This is a genomic window from Embleya sp. AB8 (assembly GCF_049739465.1).
Taxonomy (GTDB): Bacteria; Actinomycetota; Actinomycetes; order Streptomycetales; family Streptomycetaceae; genus Embleya.
Genome location: NZ_JBMHHY010000016.1, coordinates 56,377 through 73,592, shown reverse-complemented (window position 1 = coordinate 73,592; position 17,216 = coordinate 56,377). Strand labels below are relative to the sequence as shown.

General features: G+C 69.4%; 14 protein-coding genes and 1 riboswitch. Of the genes, 10 read left to right on the top strand and 4 right to left on the bottom strand.

The features are described from left to right. Window positions 1-4 precede the first annotated feature (4 nt). A riboswitch (cyclic di-AMP (ydaO/yuaA leader) is annotated at window positions 5-202 on the bottom strand. 696 nt (window positions 203-898) lie between these two features. The 3 genes from ABIA38_RS24200 to ABIA38_RS24190 form a co-directional block, all read right to left on the bottom strand. Continuing rightward, entirely contained in the window at window positions 899-2,047 is a 1,149-nt protein-coding gene (locus ABIA38_RS24200) for a (Fe-S)-binding protein (protein WP_424640893.1), read from the bottom strand. Beyond that, window positions 2,044-3,429 (bottom strand): FAD-binding oxidoreductase, encoded by a 1,386-nt coding sequence (locus tag ABIA38_RS24195; protein ID WP_424640892.1) that lies wholly within the window; start codon window positions 3,427-3,429, stop codon window positions 2,044-2,046. Before ABIA38_RS24195 ends, ABIA38_RS24200 begins: the two co-directional genes overlap by 4 nt. A gap of 298 nt (window positions 3,430-3,727) precedes the next feature. Then, entirely contained in the window at window positions 3,728-4,495 is a 768-nt protein-coding gene (locus ABIA38_RS24190; protein ID WP_424640891.1) for an SDR family NAD(P)-dependent oxidoreductase, read from the bottom strand. Window positions 4,496-4,611: 116 nt separating this feature from the next. Here ABIA38_RS24190 and ABIA38_RS24185 point away from each other — a divergent pair, with 116 nt between their 5' ends. The 10 genes from ABIA38_RS24185 to ABIA38_RS24140 all read left to right on the top strand — a co-directional run bounded on the left by ABIA38_RS24185 (window position 4,612) and on the right by ABIA38_RS24140 (window position 16,224). Further along, entirely contained in the window at window positions 4,612-5,385 is a 774-nt protein-coding gene (locus tag ABIA38_RS24185) for an IclR family transcriptional regulator (protein ID WP_424640890.1), read from the top strand. Window positions 5,386-5,737: 352 nt separating this feature from the next. Next, window positions 5,738-6,589, top strand: a complete 852-nt coding sequence (locus ABIA38_RS24180) for a fumarylacetoacetate hydrolase family protein (protein WP_424640889.1) — start codon at window positions 5,738-5,740, stop codon at window positions 6,587-6,589. A gap of 23 nt (window positions 6,590-6,612) precedes the next feature. Next, complete coding sequence (locus ABIA38_RS24175; protein ID WP_424640888.1) at window positions 6,613-7,485, top strand: SMP-30/gluconolactonase/LRE family protein; 873 nt, start codon at window positions 6,613-6,615, stop codon at window positions 7,483-7,485. A gap of 127 nt (window positions 7,486-7,612) precedes the next feature. Next, entirely contained in the window at window positions 7,613-8,548 is a 936-nt protein-coding gene (locus tag ABIA38_RS24170; protein ID WP_424640887.1) for a zinc-dependent alcohol dehydrogenase, read from the top strand. 51 nt (window positions 8,549-8,599) lie between these two features. Continuing rightward, entirely contained in the window at window positions 8,600-9,895 is a 1,296-nt protein-coding gene (locus ABIA38_RS24165) for an alpha-glucosidase/alpha-galactosidase (RefSeq protein ID WP_424640886.1), read from the top strand. 29 nt (window positions 9,896-9,924) lie between these two features. Next, the gene (locus tag ABIA38_RS24160; protein WP_424640885.1) at window positions 9,925-11,016 is read left to right on the top strand and encodes an amidohydrolase family protein; all 1,092 of its coding nucleotides are present in this window, start codon (window positions 9,925-9,927) and stop codon (window positions 11,014-11,016) included. Then, window positions 11,013-11,936, top strand: a complete 924-nt coding sequence (locus tag ABIA38_RS24155) for a carbohydrate ABC transporter permease (RefSeq protein WP_424640884.1) — start codon at window positions 11,013-11,015, stop codon at window positions 11,934-11,936. The genes ABIA38_RS24160 and ABIA38_RS24155 overlap by 4 nt, the downstream gene beginning before the upstream one ends. A 10-nt stretch (window positions 11,937-11,946) precedes the next feature. Beyond that, on the top strand, window positions 11,947-12,909 hold the full coding sequence (locus ABIA38_RS24150; RefSeq protein ID WP_424640883.1) for a carbohydrate ABC transporter permease: 963 nt from the start codon (window positions 11,947-11,949) through the stop codon (window positions 12,907-12,909). A gap of 19 nt (window positions 12,910-12,928) precedes the next feature. After that, on the top strand, window positions 12,929-14,299 hold the full coding sequence (locus tag ABIA38_RS24145; RefSeq protein ID WP_424640882.1) for an ABC transporter substrate-binding protein: 1,371 nt from the start codon (window positions 12,929-12,931) through the stop codon (window positions 14,297-14,299). Between the two features lie 41 nt (window positions 14,300-14,340). After that, window positions 14,341-16,224, top strand: coding sequence for a spherulation-specific family 4 protein (locus ABIA38_RS24140; RefSeq protein WP_424640881.1), 1,884 nt, complete (start codon window positions 14,341-14,343; stop codon window positions 16,222-16,224). A gap of 104 nt (window positions 16,225-16,328) precedes the next feature. Here the strand turns inward: ABIA38_RS24140 and ABIA38_RS24135 are convergent, their stop codons facing one another. After that, window positions 16,329-17,201, bottom strand: coding sequence for an aldo/keto reductase (locus tag ABIA38_RS24135; protein ID WP_424640880.1), 873 nt, complete (start codon window positions 17,199-17,201; stop codon window positions 16,329-16,331). Between the last annotated feature and the right edge of the window lie 15 nt (window positions 17,202-17,216).

Sequence of the window (17,216 nt, the reverse complement as noted above, 5' to 3'; positions counted from 1 at the left end):
GAAGATTTTCCTTCTCCCACGCCTACGAAGTGAGCTGTCGGATTCGGGCTGGAGAGTCTCGCCCGGCCGTGTTCGGCTCCTCGTCGTGCGAGGAGTCGGGCACGGCTTCACCCCAAGCCGTTCGGATATCCGCGTTGTCGCGGACGCCCGGGACGGCGTTCCACTTGGTTCCCCCGCTCCTGCCTTTCGGGTTTCGTACCGTGGCCTCTCCGGCGGCAGGATTCGGCGAACCGGGAGACGCATTCCGCCGAGCACCGGACCGGTGTGGCGGAGCACCAAGCTACGCACACACCCGACGCGGATCCAAACATCACGATTCGCCGAAACCGAAGAATCGGGTCGGAAGGGTGGAATAACGGGACCGAAAGTCCCGAGAGCCGTACGCATTGTGCCCGAATCGGTTACGCATTGCCGATATCGAAATCACGCCGAGTGAGAATCGGGAAAACTCGGTTTACGGTGCGTGCGAGTTCCTGACAATCGGTACGCACGATGTGACCTGCGTCATAGGGTTTCGGGCGATCGGGGCCGAATGCGGTTCGGGTCCTCGGCCGGCGGCGGAGAAGCCCAGGTGGTGGCGGGTTCGGCGCGGGTTGCGCGACGCGGGGGTGACGGAACGCGATGCGGCGGGGGCGGGGCGGGGGCCGGCGACCGGGCGACGCACCTGGCAACCGGGCGACGCACCTATGGAAGTGGAAGCCGCACCTATAGAAGAAGCCGCACCTATAGAAGGGGAGCGGTCCATGAAGGGGAGCGGCCCGCGCCCGCGGACCGGGCACGACGCACGCGGCTCCCCCCGTGTGGAGTCGCATGCGTCGAACGCGGCCCGCGGGCGCGGGCCCGACGGGTCGGCGCGGTGGCCGGAAGCGGGTGGGCGCCGGCGGATCGGCGCGGTGGGTCAGCGCACGCGCGCGCCGCCGTCCGCCTCGGTGAGGAACTCGGCCAGGTGCACCGCGCGCACCCGCGACTTTCGCCGGCGCAGCCCGGTGCGCAGCTGACGCAGGCAGCCCGGGTTGACCGCGACCACGACATCGGCGCCGGTCGCCTCGATCGCGTCCAGCTTGCGATCCAGGATCCGGCGGGACTCGATCGGCCGGAGCAGGGAGTACGTGCCGGCCGCGCCGCAGCACTCCCCGGCGCCCGGGGTCTCCACGAAGTCGGCGACCTGGGCCAGGAGTTCGCGTGGTTCGCGCCAGACGCCCAGGCCGTTGCGCAGGTGGCAGGAGTCCTGGAGGGTGACCTTGACCCGGCGGCCGGCCACCCGGCGTTCGGGCAGCTCGGATACGTCGACCACCTCGGACAGTTCGGCGACCCGATCCCGGCCGATCACGTCGGCCAGGTGCGCCGCGCAGCCCCCGGAGGTGGTGACGATCCGGCCGGGCAACTGCTCGCCGAGGCGTTCGGCCATGACGCGCCCCTTCTTCAGCTCGCCGTTGTGCGCGTGCAGCGCGCCGCAACATCCCTGGTTGTCGGGCACGGCGAGGCCGGGCAACAACTTCCGGGCGGCCCGGGCCACCCTGGGGAACATCGCGCGTTCGAAGCAGCCGAGCATCAACGAGGCGCCCGCGCCCGGGACTTGCTCGCCGGCTGCCCTGGCGCTCGCGGCGGCTGGGGTCGGGGTCTTGGCCGGGGTCTTGGCAGCAGGAGCGGTCGCGCGCTTTCGTGCGGCGGGCAGTACGTACCGTCCCCACCCCATCGCCCGGACCACCGGTGGCATGCTCACCACGACGGTCAACAGCCGGGCCAGTGGCGGGCGTTGCCGACCGCGCCACTGGTGTTCGCGCCACTGTTCGAGCAGCGAGCCGTACGGCACACCCGCCGGGCAGACCGGTTCGCAGGCCCGGCAGCCCAGGCAGGCCGAGGACTGTTCGAGCAGGACCGGATCGTCGGCGTCGAGCTTTCCGGTTTCCAGGGCCCGCATCAGATTGATCCGGCCGCGCGGCGAGGACGCCTCGTCGCCGGTCTCCGCGTAGGTCGGGCAGGCCGGCAGACAGAACCCGCAGGAGATGCAGCGGGAGAGTTCCTCGGGATCGAATACACCGGTCATGAGCCGAGCTTTCCGGGATTGAGGATGCGGGCCGGATCGAAGGCGGTTTTGATGCGGCGCAGCAAGTCGAGCTGATCGTCCCCGAGTTGGGCCCGCAGGTGGGGCAACTTGGCGGCGCCGACGCCGTGTTCCCCGGTGATCGTGCCGCCCAGCTCGATCGCGGTGCGGAAGATGTCGTCGAACGCGGCGTGCGCGCGCTCGACCGACTCCGTGTCGTTCGGGTCGGCCACCACGCAGGTCGGGTGCAGGTTGCCGTCGCCGGCGTGGCCGAAGGTGGCGATGGTGACGTCGTGCTTGTCGGCGATCGTGTCGATCCGGTCGACCATCTCGGCGATCCTCGGGCGCGGCACGGTGGCGTCCTCGAGGATGGTCAGCGAGCCGAGGCGGGACAGTGCGGGCAGCGAACAGCGGCGTGCGGTGAGCAGTGCCTCGGCGCCCGCCACGTCCTCGGCCAGGGTCCATTCGGTGGCACCGGCCGCGTCGCACAGTTCGGCCATCCGGGCCAGATCGCGCGTGACCGCGTCGGCGGCGCCGTCGTCGCCGAACAGCAGCAGGGCCCCCGCGTCCCGGCGCAGACCCAGGTGGGCGAAGTCCTCGACCGCGTTGATACAGCTGCGGTCCAGGAATTCGAGCGTCGCGGGCACGATGCCGGCCGAGAGGATGTCGCCGACCGCGCGGCCGGCGTGCGCCAGGTCGGGGAAGTAGGCAAGCCCGGTGCCGGTGTCGGCGGGGGCCGGGAGGAGGGCGATGGTGATCTCGGTGATCACCGCGAGGGTCCCCTCCGAGCCGGTGAGCAGCCGGGTCAGGTCGTAGCCGGCCACGTCCTTCCACAACCGGCCACCGGTGCGGATCACTTCGCCGGTGGGCAGCACGGCCTCCAGGCCGAGTACGTAGTTGCGGGTGACGCCGTATTTGAGTCCGCGCAGGCCGCCCGCGCAGGTGGCGACGTTGCCGCCGACGGTGGAGACCGTACGGCTGCCCGGGTCGGGCGGGAACAGCAGGCCGTGTCCGGTCGCGGCGGTCGCGAGCGCCGCGGTGGTCACGCCGGGCTCGACCACGGCGAGCAGTTCGGCCGGGCTGATCTCGCGGATCCTGTTCATCCGGGTGGTGACCAGCACGATGCCGCCGTCGAGCGCGACGGTGGCGGCGCACAGGTTGGAGCCCGCGCCCCGGGGGACGACCGGGACGCGGTGTTCGGTCGCCAGGCGCAGTACGGCGGCCACCTCGGCGGTGTCGGCCGGGAAGACCACGGCATCCGGGAGCCGGTCGAACAGGGGGGTGGCGTCGCGTGCGTACGGGACGAGTTCACCGGCGGCGTGCCGGACGTGTTCGGCGCCGACGATCGCGCTCAGGCGATCGATCAGGTCCGTGGACAGGGGCATGCGACGTGCTCTCCCTCGGTCGAACGGGCGGCTCCAGCGGGGCTGTCGGGTGGCGCGGGTGGTTCGGGCGCCGCTGCGCTGGTGCCGGGTGGAGCGGTGGTGCGGGGCTGCCGGGTGGCGCGGGTGGTTCGGGTGGTTCAGGCGCTGCGATGGTGCCGGGTGCCGGGTGCCGGGTGGCGCGGCGGTGTCGGGTCGTACGGGAGGTGCGGTGGTGCTGGGTGCTGCGGGTCATGCTGTGGCCGCGTGGCCGCGTGGCGCCGGGCCACCCGGCGGGTACGCGTGGCCGGGCGAACTCGGGCTACATGACCGCGAGTTGGCCGCCGTCGATGACCAACTCCGCGCCGTGTACGAAGGATGCGTCGTCGGAGGCGAGGAACGCGTAGGCGGCGGCCACGTCTTCGGCCAGGCCGGCCCGGCCGAGCGGGATCCGGTCCTTGATGTAGTCGGTTTCGAAGTCGCCGTCGGTCATTGCGCCGGCGATGGAGGCGTTGAGTGGTGTACGGATGTATCCGGGACACAGGGTGTTCACCCGGATCCCGTGCCGACCCAGTTCGACCGCCATGGTCTTGCCGAGCAGGAGGACTCCTCCCTTGGAGGCGTTGTAGTGCGCGTAGTCCTCCTCGCCCGCGATCCCGTTCGTGGACGACATGTTGACGATCACCCCGGCCGCGCCGCGGGCGACCAGGTGTCGGCCGACGGCCTGGCCGACCAGGAACATCCCGCGCAGGTTCACCGCGAGCATCTTGTCGAAGTGCTCGGGGGTGATCTCCAGGAACGGTTCGCGCCAGGCGATGCCGGCGTTGTTCGCGAGTACGTCGACGGCGCCGAGTTCGCGTACGGCAGCCGCCATGAGCGCGGCCACGTCCGACTCGCGGCTGACGTCGAAGGCGCCGCCGGCGACGTCGCCGTGCGGGCGCAGTTCGTTGACCGCTCGTTCGACCTCGGTCGGGTCGAGGCCGCTGACGAAGACGCGACAGCCCTCCTCGAGGAAACGGCGGGCGGCGGCGAGGCCGATTCCGCTGCTGCCGCCGCTGACCAGCACCCGCTTGCCGATGAGTCCGCGCATCGCTTCTCCTCCATGGGCTCCGATGAGCCGGGACGGTATCAGCGATTACGCGATACGGTCTATCATTCCACTAGACGGAACGCCATCCCATTTATGCCTCGTCCCTAGGGGGGACCTTGACCGGCAACAGCGATTCGCCCGTGATCAGCGTGGATCGAGCACTGCGGATCCTGATGCGGATGGGCGAAATGCCCCGAGGTATCACGCTGGAGGAACTCGCGGGTGATCTGGACGTGCCCAAGAGCACGTTGCATCGGCTGCTCGGGGCGCTCAAACACCGGGGGTTCGCGACCCAGCCCGAGGTGAACGGCCCGTACTTCATCGGCAGTCAGCTGCTGGCCACCGCGTTTCGCTTCCACGACGACATCGATCTGCGCACGATGGTCCATCCGCTCCTTGCCGACCTGCGTCGGTTGACCGACGAGACCGTGCACGTGGCGATCCTGGACGTGGGCGAGGTGGTCTACCTGGACAAGGTCGAGGCGTCCGGCGCGGTCAAGCTCTCGTCGGTGATCGGCGGGCGCAATCCGGCGCACAGCACGGGGGTCGGCAAAGCCCTGCTGGCCTGGACATATCCCACCGACGAGGCACTGCGGGCATGGGCCACGCCGCGGTTGCCGCTACGCGCGGCGACTCGGCATACGCTCACGTCGGTGCCGAAGTTGGCGGCCGAGTTGGACGAGGTGCGCAGGCGCGGGTACGCGACCGACCTGGAGGAGAACGAGTTGGGGCTGCGGTGTGTCGCGGTGCCGTTGTTCCTGGGGCGGTCGGCGCCCGCCGCCGCGATCAGCGTGACCGGGCTCAAGTCGCGGATGACGTCGGCGCGGATCGCGGAGCTGGCCGACGCGCTTCGCTCGCGTGTCGCGGAGTGGGCGGGGTCGGTCGACTAGGTCGCTGACCTGTGGGCCCGGTCGCGGGCCGGGCCCGGCCCGCGACCGAGGCGTCCGCAAACGCCGGACGGGCTCGAACACCGGACGGGCTGTGTTGGTCGGCCTTCGGGAGTCGGCTGCGGTCTGTGACGACTTGCTCGTACATACCGTTCGGTTGTCCCTAAAGGGCTGGATTACTGATACGCAGCGTGATCCAACTGGCCCTGCCCGTAAGCGAATTACCTTGGACCCCCGAATCGGCGAGTGGCCGATTCGGGGGTCTCTTGACATCCCCCGTTGGCCGTTGTTTTACTCACCTCGCCACTTGGAATTGCATTCCGTCAGACGGAATGATGAAGGACGGGGAAGCGGCATGAGGCTGGCGACAGTCGAGTACGAGGGACGGCCGGTGGCCGTGGTCGAGCGCGACGGGGGGCTGTATCGGCTCGACGGGCCCGGCGACGGCACGCTCGGTGCGCTGGTCGCGGCCGGCCCCGAGGCGGTGCGCGAGGCGGCCGACGCCGCCGCCGAGGAGATCGTCGCGACGCGCTACCTGGCGCCGCTGCGACCGGGCAAGATCGTTGCGATCGGCCTGAACTACCTGGACCACATCCGCGAGGCCGGCGTCGAACCGCCCACCAGTCCGCTGGTGTTCGCCAAGTTCCCGTCCAGCGTGATCGGCACCGGCGAGGCGATCGTCGTCGACGCCGAACTCACCAAGGACGTGGACTGGGAGGTCGAACTGGGCGTGCTGATCGGCCGCCCGCTGCGCAACGCGGACAAGGACGAGGCGATGGCGGCGATCGCCGGCTACACCGTCGCCAACGACGTCTCGGCCCGTGATCTGCAGTTCGCCGACGGCCAATGGGTGCGCGGGAAGAGCCTGGACACCTTCTGTCCGCTGGGCCCGGTCGTGGTCACCCCCGACGAGGTGGCCGACCCGCAGGCGCTGGCGCTGCGCACCCGGGTCAACGGGGAGACCGTCCAGGACTCCTCGACCGCCGAAATGGTGTTCGGCATCGCCGAGCTGTTGTCCTACTGCTCGCGCGCCTTCACCCTGGAGCCCGGCGACCTGGTGCTCACCGGCACCCCGTGGGGCTGCGGCGCGTTCATGGACCCGCCGCGCCGGCTCGTGCCCGGCGACGTGCTGGAGACCGAGGTCGAGGGCATCGGACTCCTGGTCAACCCGGTGGTCGGCGCCGAGACATCGCCGGAGCGCGGGTGATCCTCGGCGGTTCCGTTCCCGACGTGGGAGCGGGGCCGACCCTGCTGTCCCCGCCGGCGACGGTGCTGGGCGAAAGCCCGTGCTGGGACCGACACACCGGACGCCTGCTGTGGGTGGACATCCCGGCGGGCCGGATCCACTACCTGGTACCGGACACCGACCTGCACGGCCGGTACGACATCGGCCGACCGGTCAGCGCGGTGGTCCCGCGCGCGGCGGGCGGCTACGCCCTCGCGGTGCGCGAGGGGTTCGCCGTACTCGACCTCGACGGCGAGGTACGGATCGTCGCCGAGGTGGAGGGCGACCGACCGGGCAACCGGATGAACGACGGCGCCTGCGACCGCGCCGGCCGGTTCTTCGCCGGCACCAAGGCGGAGGACGACACCCCCGGCGCGGGCGCCCTGTACCGCCTGGACCCACCCACCGAGGACGACCGACACCCGCGACCGGTACAGGTGTTCGCGGACGTGACCATCTCCAACGGGATCGGCTGGAGCCCGGACGAGACACTGCTCTACTACGTGGACACCGACACCCGTCGGATCGACGTCGCCGACTACGCCGCCGACACCGGCGCCGTCTCCGGCCGCCGACCCTTCGTCGAGATCCCCGCCGACGCCGGTTGGCCGGACGGGCTGGCCGTCGACGCCGAGGGCGGCGTGTGGGTCGCGCTGTGGGAGGGCGGCGCGATCCGCCGCTACACCCCCGACGGCCGGCTCGACCGGATCCTGTCCGTCCCGGCCCGCCGGGTCACGAACTGCGGGTTCGGCGGCCCGAACCTGGACGTGCTGTACGTGACCACGGCCGCGACCGACGACCGGGAACCGCTGGGCGGCCGGTTGTTCGCGTTCCGGCCCGGGGTGCGCGGCCAGGCCGCGCACCCCTACCGAGGCTGACCTCCACCCGCGGCCGAGTACCGCCGCGACCCCACGATCGACCCAACGCCCGCCCCAGGGCGAGATGGAGAGTGCACGTGATGGGCAATCAGCGCACCGGCGACGCCACGACGCAGGGGGCACGACGGTGAGGGCACTCGTGTTCACCGGGCCCTCGACCGTCGAGATGGACGACGTTGCCGAACCCGAAGTGGGCGAGGACGAGGTCCTCGTACACGTGCGCAGCGCGGGCATCTGCGGCAGCGAACTGCACGGGGTACGCACCCCCGGCTTCCGGATCCCGCCGCTGGTGATGGGACACGAGTTCGCCGGCGTCACCGACGACGGCATCTCGGTCACCGTCAATCCGATCCTGTCCTGCGGCACCTGCGACCTGTGCCGGACCGGCCTGCGTCAGGTCTGCCGCGAGCGTCGGATCATCGGCGTACACCTGCCCGGCGGCTTCGCCGAGCGGGTCGCGGTACCGCGCGCCGCGCTGCACAAGCTGCCCGACGACATGTCGTGGGAGGCGGCGGCGGTGGTGGAACCGGCGGCCAACGCGGTCCACGCCTGGCGGCTCGCGGACGTGGCCCCCGGCGCCCGGGTCGGAGTGATCGGCGCCGGCGCGATCGGCCTGGTCTGCGTGCTGGCCGCGTCGACCGAGCAGACCGCGAGCATCGCGGTCGCCGACCGCTCGCCCGAACGGCGGCGGATGGCGGCCAAGTTGGGCGCCGACACGGTCGGCGGCGAACTGGCCGGCGAGTACGACGTGGTCTTCGACGCGGTCGGCACCGCCGAGACGCACGAGCAGTCGGTCCGGCTGCTGCGCCCGGGCGGCGTGGCGATCTGGCTCGGCCTGGCCGGCGCCGACGCCGGATTCGACGCGACCGTGCTGGTGCGTACCGAGAAGCGGGTGCTCGGCTCGTTCGCCTACACCAACGAGGAGTTCGAGCGGGCCCTCGACCTCGTCGGCGGCTGGGGCCTGGGCTGGACCGCCAGCTACCCGCTGGAGTCCGGCGCGGAGATCTTCACCGAGCTGATGCGCGGCGGCAGCCACCCGGTCAAGGCGATCCTGCGCCCCTGACCCCGCGTCAACCGCCCGACCCGAAGCCGCTATTACGAAGGTGACTGGAACATGGCAAGGATCGTGCTCATCGGAGCCGGCAGCATCACGTTCGCCAAGAACCTGCTCTCCGATCTGCTGACCTACCCCGAACTGACCGACGAGATGACCGTCGTGCTGCACGACATCGACGTCGAACGGCTGAACACCGCCGAGCAGATGACCCGTTGGATGATCGACCACCTCGGCGTCGGGGCCAAGGTCGAGGCGCACCTGGGTCGCCGCCGGGCGCTGGCCGGCGCCGACTACGTGATCAACGAGATCGCGGTGGGCGGGGTCAAGGCCGCGCACCTCGACTTCGAGATCCCCGCCCGCTACGGGCTGCGCCAGACCATCGGCGACACCCTCGGCATCGGCGGCATCTTCCGCGCGCTGCGCACGATCCCGGTGATGGTCGGGATCGGCAAGGACATGGCCGAACTGTGCCCGAACGCGGTGCTGATCACCTACAGCAACCCGATGTCGATGATCCCGCGCTCGGTCTACGAGGGCACCGGGATGAAGAACGTGGTCGGCGTCTGTCACTCGATCCGCGACACCGAGGCGACGCTCGCCAAGCTGGTCGGGGTGCCGAAGGAGGAGATCTCCTTCCGCACCGCCGGCGTCAACCACCAGGCGTTCGTGCTGCGCTTCGAGCACAACGGCGAGGATCTGTACTCCCGCCTGGACGAGGTGATCGCGGCGAACCCGGAGATGCAGCGCCGGGTGCGGGTCGAGCTCTACCGCCGCTTCGGCTACTTCCCGACCGAGTCCAGCGAGCACGGCTCGGAGTACCTGCCGTGGTTCCTGTCCCGCGAGGACCAGGTGGAGCAGTTCCGGCTGCCGATCGGCACCTACCTGGACTGGCTCCAGGACAACCTGGACACCTACGAGTCGCTGGTCGCCGGACTGCGTGCGGGTGACGGCGTGGAGATCAAGCCGGGCAACGAACTGGCCTCGCTGATCATCCACTCCACCGAGACCGGCACCCCGCGGGTGCTGCACGGCAACGTGATCAACGACGGGCTGATCACCAACCTGCCCTCGGACGCCTTCGTCGAGGTGCCGTGCCTGGTGGACAAGGCCGGCGTCCAGCCCACCCGGATCGGCGCGTTGCCCCCGCAGTTGGCCGCGCTCAACCGGAACTACCTCAACGTCGGCGACCTGACCGTGCGTGCCGCCCTTGAGGGCCGCCGCGACCACGTCTACCACGCCGCCATGCTCGACCCGAACGCGTCCGCGACGCTGACGCTCCAGCAGATCCAGGATCTGGTCGACGAGTTGATCGTCGCACACGGCGCCGCGCTGCCCGACGGCATCCGCAACTGATCCGTCCGACCCCGACAGGGAGCGAGTAGATGATCCCGCACTTCCCCCACGAAACAGTCGTGCCGGCGCACGTCAAGGACCTGCCGCTGGCCCAGTACACGCCGCGCTCGCGGCTCGTCGTCGGGGCGCACGAGGTCGAGCGGGCCTCGCTCCCGGTCGTGGACGCGCACATCCACCTCGGCCGCTGGCTCAGCGAGGACGGCGGCTGGGTGGTGCCCGACGTGGGTGCCCTGATCGCGATGATGGACGAGTTGGGCATCCGCGGCATGGTCAATCTGGACGGGCGCTGGGGCAAGGAACTCGACGAGAACCTGGAGCGCTACGACCTCGCCCACCCCGGCCGGTTCGCCACCTTCTGCCACGTGGACTGGCGCGAGCTGGACACCCCCGGATTCGCCGAACGGATCGCGGCCGGCATCCGGCGGGCCGCCGAATCCGGCGCGGTCGGGCTCAAGGTCTGGAAGGACCTGGGCCTGCAACTGCACGACCACGACGGCACGTTGGTGATGGTCGACGACCCGCGTCTGGACCCCCTGTGGGCCACCGCGGGCGAGGTCGGGCTGCCGATCTGGATCCACACCGCGGATCCCGTCGCCTTCTTCGACCCCATCGACGAGCACAACGAACGACTGGAACTGCTCCTGGCCCGACCCGACTGGTCGTTCGCCGACGAGCGTTTCCCCAGCTTCGAGCGCCTGGTCGAGGCACTGGAGAACGCCGTGTCCCGGCACCCGGACACCACCTTCATCGGGGTGCACATGGGCTGCTACCCGGAAAACCTCCAGTGGGTCGGCCGGATGCTGGACACCTACCCCAACTTCCACGTCGACATCGCGGCGCGGATCGCCGAGTTGGGCAGGCAGCCCAGGGCGACCAGGGAGCTGATCCTGCGGCACCCCGACCGGGTGTTGTTCGGCACCGACGAGATCCCGCCGGACAGGGGCAGCTACCAACGACACTTCCGCTTCCTGGAGACCGCGGATGAGCATTTCCCGCACTCCGACCAGGACCCGCCGCTGATGGGTCGCTGGGCGATCAGCGGGCTCGACCTGCCGCAGGACGCGCTGCGCAAGGTGTACGCGGACAACGCGCTGCGGCTCGTGCCCAGGCTGGCCTCATGAGCCTGACCCTGGCGCGCAGCAAGAGCCCGACCGGCACGGCGAAGAGTCGTGCCCGGGCCAAGGAGACCCGGGCCGCCGGCCTGTTCCTGCTGCCCGCCTTCATCGGCTTCGCGGTCTTCTACCTCTATCCCACCGGTCGCGGCATCTGGATCTCGCTCACCGACTGGAACCTGCTCTCCGACCCCAAGTACGTCGGCACCGAGAACTACGCCGAGGTGATCAAGGACCCGCAGTTCTGGAACGCGATCAAGGTCACCGCGTACTTCGTCTTCATCACCCTCGGCGTGCAGGTCGTCGTCGCCCTCATGCTCGCCGCGATCATGGTCCGACTCACCGGCTCGGTGGTGGTCCGCGCCCTGCTCCTGGTGCCGTGGCTGGTGCCCAACGTGACCATCGGCCTGATCTGGTTGTGGATGCTCGACGCCAACCTCGGCTTCGTCAACCACCTGCTCGATTCGTCCGGCGCCGATACGCACGGCTTCTTCGCCTCGCCGGACGAAGCCCTCGCGAGCATCTCGATGGTCAACGTCTGGGCGGGCACCGGATACGTGGCCCTGCTGCTCTACGCCGGGATGTTGCAGATCCCGGGGGAGCTGTACGAATCCGCGTCGCTGGACGGCGCGGGCGAGATCCGGATGTTCTTCAAGATCACCCTGCCCCTGCTGCGGCCGATCCTGGCCCTGGTGATGGTGGTCTCGGTGATCGGCTCGTTCCAGATCTTCGACACGATCGCGGTGACCACCAAGGGTGGTCCGGTCGATGCCACCCGGGTCGCCTACTACTACATCTACCAGGAGGCGTTCACCCACTTCCGGATGGGCTACGCCGCCGCGATGGCGCTGTGTCTGGTGGTCGTCCTGGGCGGACTGACCTGGCTGCAGATGCGCCTGCTGCGCGCTTCGACATCCGATCTGGCGTGAGGGGTTGACCATGGCCACATCCACTCAGGTCCGGCCGGCGGCGGAGGCCGTGCCGCCCGCCCCGGTCGCCGAGACCACCCGCAAGACCCGACGCCGGAAGCCATGGACCCCGGGCCGCGCGCTGGCCTGGCTGCTCCTGGGCATCTCGCTCGTGGTGACCCTCTTCCCCTTCTATTGGATGTTGCGCACCGCGCTGACCGACGGGAACCATCTCTACACCGACAGCACCTCGCTGTGGCCCGAGCACTTCACCTTCGCCAACTTCAAGCGGGTGCTCGGACTGGCGTCGGACCAGGAGAGCCGCGCGGCCGGCGGCTCGGGTGCGGACCTGGACTTCCTGCTCTACACCCGCAACTCGATCATCTACACCACCGTGATCGTGGTCGGGCAGACCCTCTCGTGTGCGATGGCCGGCTACGCACTGGCCCGACTGCGGTTCCGCGGCCGGGGGTTCGCCTTCGGCGTGGTGGTCGCCACGCTGATGGTGCCGCCGATCTTCACGCTGTTGCCCAACTTCGTGACGGTCAAGGACCTCGGGCTGATGAACAGCTTCGCCGGCATGATCGCGCCGACCCTGCTGATGACCCCGTTCACGGTGTTCTTCCTGCGCCAGTTCTTCATGTCGATCCCGCGCGAGATCGAGGAGGCGGCGATGCTCGACGGCGCCGGCCACTGGCGGATCTTCTGGCGGGTGGTGCTGCCGATGAGCAAGGGTCCGATCCTGACCATCGCGCTGACCACCGCCGTGATGTCCTGGAAGGACTACCTGTGGCCGCTCCTGGTCGGCAACGACTCGGACCACCGGGTGTTGACCACCGGCATCGGCGTGTTCCTCCAGCAGTCCCCCAACGCTCGTCCCGACTGGACCGGCCTGATGGCCGCCTCCACCCTTTCGGTGATCCCGATGCTGATCCTGCTGGTGGTCTTCGGCCGGCGAATCGTCAACGGCCTCAACTTCACCGGCCTCAAGTGAAATTCCCGAGGAGATGCCCATGTCCCGTTCCGTGACGCGTCGTTCGCTGAGATCGCCCGTCGTCAAGACCTCCGCAGTGGTGGCCGGCCTGGTGCTGGTCGCCGCCGGCTGCGGCTCCAGCAGCTCGTCCGGGAGCGGCGACGGTTCGGTCAAGCTCAAGTACACGCTGTGGGACGACAACCAGGTCCCCGCGTACAAGAAGTGCGCGGACGCCTTCCACGCGAAGAACCCGAAGATCAGCGTCGAGGTCACCCAGACCGCGTGGGCGCAGTACTGGCAGAACCTGACCACGCAGGTCGTCTCGGGCACCGCGCCGGACGTGTTCACCGACTCGGTGCTCTACTTCCCGCAGTTCCAGAAGAACAACCAGATCCAGGACCTCACCCCCTACATCCAGCGGGACAGTGTGGATCTGCAGCAGTACCAGCCCAACCTGGCCGACGTGTGGACACGTGACGGCAAGCGCTACGGCCTGCCCAAGGACTGGGGCACGATGGGCGTCGCCTACAACAAGGAGATGGCGCAGAAGGCGCAGATCACCCCCGAGGCGCTGAACGCGTGGAACTGGAACCCGAACGACGGCGGCGAGTTCGGCCGCACGGTGGCCGCGTTGACCGTGGACCAGAACGGCCACAACGGCCTGGACCCGGCCTTCGACAAGACCAAGGTCAAGACCTACGGCCTGGTCGTCGACTACGAGGGCGGCGCGGTCGGCCAGGACTCGTGGGGCCCGTTCGCCGCCGCCAACGGCTTCCAATACGTGGACAAGAACCCGTTCGGCACCAAGTACAACTACACCGACCCCAAGCTTGTGCAGACTCTCGACTGGTTTGCCTCGCTCATCAAGAAGGGGTACATGCCGCCCTACGACAAGCAGTCGAAGGTCGGCCAGGACGTACTGGTGCAGTCCGGCAAGGCCGCGATGACCATCGCCGGCTCGTGGATGGCCAAGACCTACATGGCCGACGGCAAGGTCGCCTTCACCGGCATGCCGACCGGACCGGCCGGGCGCAAGACGCCGATCAACGGCCTGTCCGACGCGATCTACGCGAACGGCAAGCACAAGGACGAGTCCTGGCAGTGGGTGAAGTTCCTGTCCTCGACCGAGTGTCAGGACATCGTCGCCAATGAGGCCGTGGTCTTCCCGGCGATCACCTCCTCCTCGGAGAAGGCCGAGGCCGCGCAGCAGGCCGCCGGTCGGGACATGCGCGTGTTCACCGAACCGGTGAAGACCCTCGGCCAGACCTTCTCGCTTCCGGTCACCGACCAGGGCGACCGGATCCTGGACATCGTGCAGAGCCAGATCGACCGGGTCTGGCTGGGGCAGGCCGACGCGAAGTCCGCGCTCGGCCAGGCCAACAGCGATGTCAACGCCCTACTCAAGAAGTGAGCCACCGTCCCATCCGGAAAGCCATTCCCGAAGGAGTACGCATGCGCACGAGATCTCGCGCCCGCTCATGGAGAGCGCGCACGGCCGCGGCCGGCACCGCGGCGGCGGCCCTGCTCGGCGGCTCGCTGATCGCCGCCCCGATGGCCCAGGCCGACCCCGGCCCGGGGATCAACCAGCAGGTCGGCATCCCGGCCTACTTCCACCCCGGCGTCGGCACGGATGCCCAACCGGGCGGCAAGCAGTATTGGGCGACGCTGGCCAGTGGCAGCGGTACGCCGGGGCTGACGATCGTCAACATCGCGAATGGGCCGAGCTTCGAGGAGACGCAGCCGAATCCCGTATTCAAGGACGCGATCCAGAAGGTGCGCCAGGCGGGTGGCAAGGTGATCGCCTACGTGGACACCGGCTACTTCGGCACCAGCGACAAACACTTGACCACGCGCCTCGGTGATTCGTCCATCGAGGCGTGGCGGATCCAGATCCAACACGACCTGGACAAGTGGTACCGGCTGTACGGGCCCGACATCGACGGCATCTTCTTCGACCAGGGGCAGAACGACTGCGCCTACGTCAACGAGTACAAGGCGCTCACCTCCTACACCAAGCGCAACCACCCGGGCGCGCTGGTGGTGGACAACCCCGGTATCGACATCCCGCAGTGCTACGCGGACGCGGCCGACATCCAGGTGACCTTCGAGGGCAGCTACAACACCTACCAGTCCTTCACCCCGCCGCAGTGGGAACTCGACAGTGACCCGGGCAAGTTCTGGCACCTGATCTACGACACCCCGGCGGACAAGGCTCCCCTGGCGATCACGCAGAGCAAGCAGAAGAACGCCGGGACCGTATACGTCACGCCCCTCCCGCTCGACCCCAACCCGTGGGGCGCCGTTCCGGACAGCGCGTACTGGTCGGCCGAACTCGCCGCCGCGAAGGTCGCCCCGACCGCTGCCCCGGCGACCCCGGCGCAGCCCACCGCGACCACCACTTCGGCCACGTCGGTACAGCTGAGCTGGCCGAACTCGGGTCCGAGCACGGTGGCCGGCTACGACGTCTACCGGGACGGCGTCAAGATCGGTGCGGTGCCGCACCAGACCACCGGCACCTCGCAGTTCGCCGCGGCGGACCTGAACCCGTCCACCGCCTACTCGTTCACGGTTCGCGCCCGCAACGACGCGGGGGTGTTGTCCGCCGCGAGCCCGGCGTTGAATGTGACGACGTCGGCGGCGGGCGTCAACCCTCCGGGCGTGCCCGGTTCCTACACCGGCTCGGTCGCCGGTCCCACCTCGGTGAATCTCTCCTGGGCCGCGTCGACGCCGGGTTCGGCCGTCCTGGAGGCATACGACGTCTACCAGGACAACGCCCGGGTCGCGTCGGTGCCGGCGAGTCAGACCTCGGTCCGGCTCGGTGACATGACGCCCGACTCGACCCACACGTTCGACGTGGTCGCCCGCGATGCGACCGGGCGCGTCTCGGCGCACACCGCGTCGGTCACGCTGACTCCGCCGTCTCCGGTGGGCGGTCCGATCGTGAAGTACTCGGCGACGATGACCGCGAGCTCCGTGCAGTATCGGGCGACCTTCCAACTCCCGTTCGGTTCGCACCACGTATTCATCGACGCGGACAACAAGGCGAGCACCGGCTTCATACCGTTCGGTGCCCAGGGGGTCGGGGCCGACTTCATGTTGGAGAACGGCATCCTGTACAAGGCCGCCAAGGACGGGCCGGTCTGGGACAACACGACGTGGAAAGCGGTGGATCTGGGTCCGGGCGTGTCACCGCTGAAGTCCACCACCAACGACGAATACGTCTGGGAGGTGCCGACGTCCGTCTTCGCAGGCATGAACACGGGCACACAGCACATCGCCTTCCACGGCAGCCTGCCGGACGCCTACACGCCGATCGTGACCGTCGTCCAGCAGTAGCCACCCCCTGGCGGGCATCCCGGCCGCCGTTCCCGGCCGGGATGCCCCCACAGACGACGAACCCCTGATCGGCGGATCAGGGGTTCGTCTTGCGTGTACCGGCCTCAGACCGCGGCCGACAGCGCCTCGAACTGCTCGTCGGAGAGCCGGATCCGGGCCGCCTCGGTGTTCTCCTCCAGGTGCGCGACGCTGGAGGTGCCCGGGATCGGCAACATCACCGGGGAGCGGTGCAGCAGCCAGGCCAGCGCCAACTGGCTCGGGGCAGCACCGTGTTCCTTGGCGATCGCATCCAACGGGCCGCCCGGACGGGCCAGTTCGCCGGTGGCCATCGGGAACCACGGGATGAAGGCGATGTCCTCGGCCGCCGCGTAGTCGAGCACGCCCTCGGCCTTGCGGTTGGCCAGGTTGTACAGGTTCTGCACGGACACGATCTCGACGATCTCCCGGGCCTCGCGCAGTTGCTCCACGGTGACCTCGGACAGGCCGAGGTGCCGGATCTTGCCCTCCTCGCGCAGCCGGGCCAGTTCGCCGAGCTGATCGGCGAGCGGCACCTGCGGGTCGATCCGGTGCAGCTGGTAGAGGTCGATCCGCTCCAGGCCGAGGTGACGCAGGCTCAGTTCGGTTTGCTGGCGCAGGTATTCGGGTCGGCCGAGGGCGTGCCACTCGCCCGGACCGGTGCGCGCGAAGCCGCCCTTGGTGGCGATCACCACGTCGTCGGCGTACGGATGCAGGGCTTCACGGATCAGTTGCTCGCTGACGAACGGGCCGTAGGAATCCGCGGTGTCGATGAAGTTCACCCCGAGTTCGACGGCCCGGCGCAACACCCGGATCGCCTCCGGGCGATCCTTCGGCTCGCCCCAGACGCCGGTCCCGGTGAGCTGCATGGCGCCGAACCCCAGTCGGCGCACCGGCAGGTCGCCGCCGATCGAGTAGCTGCCGGATTCCCGGGCGGGGCCGGACGCGGACGAGAGGGTCATGGGTTTCTCCGTGGT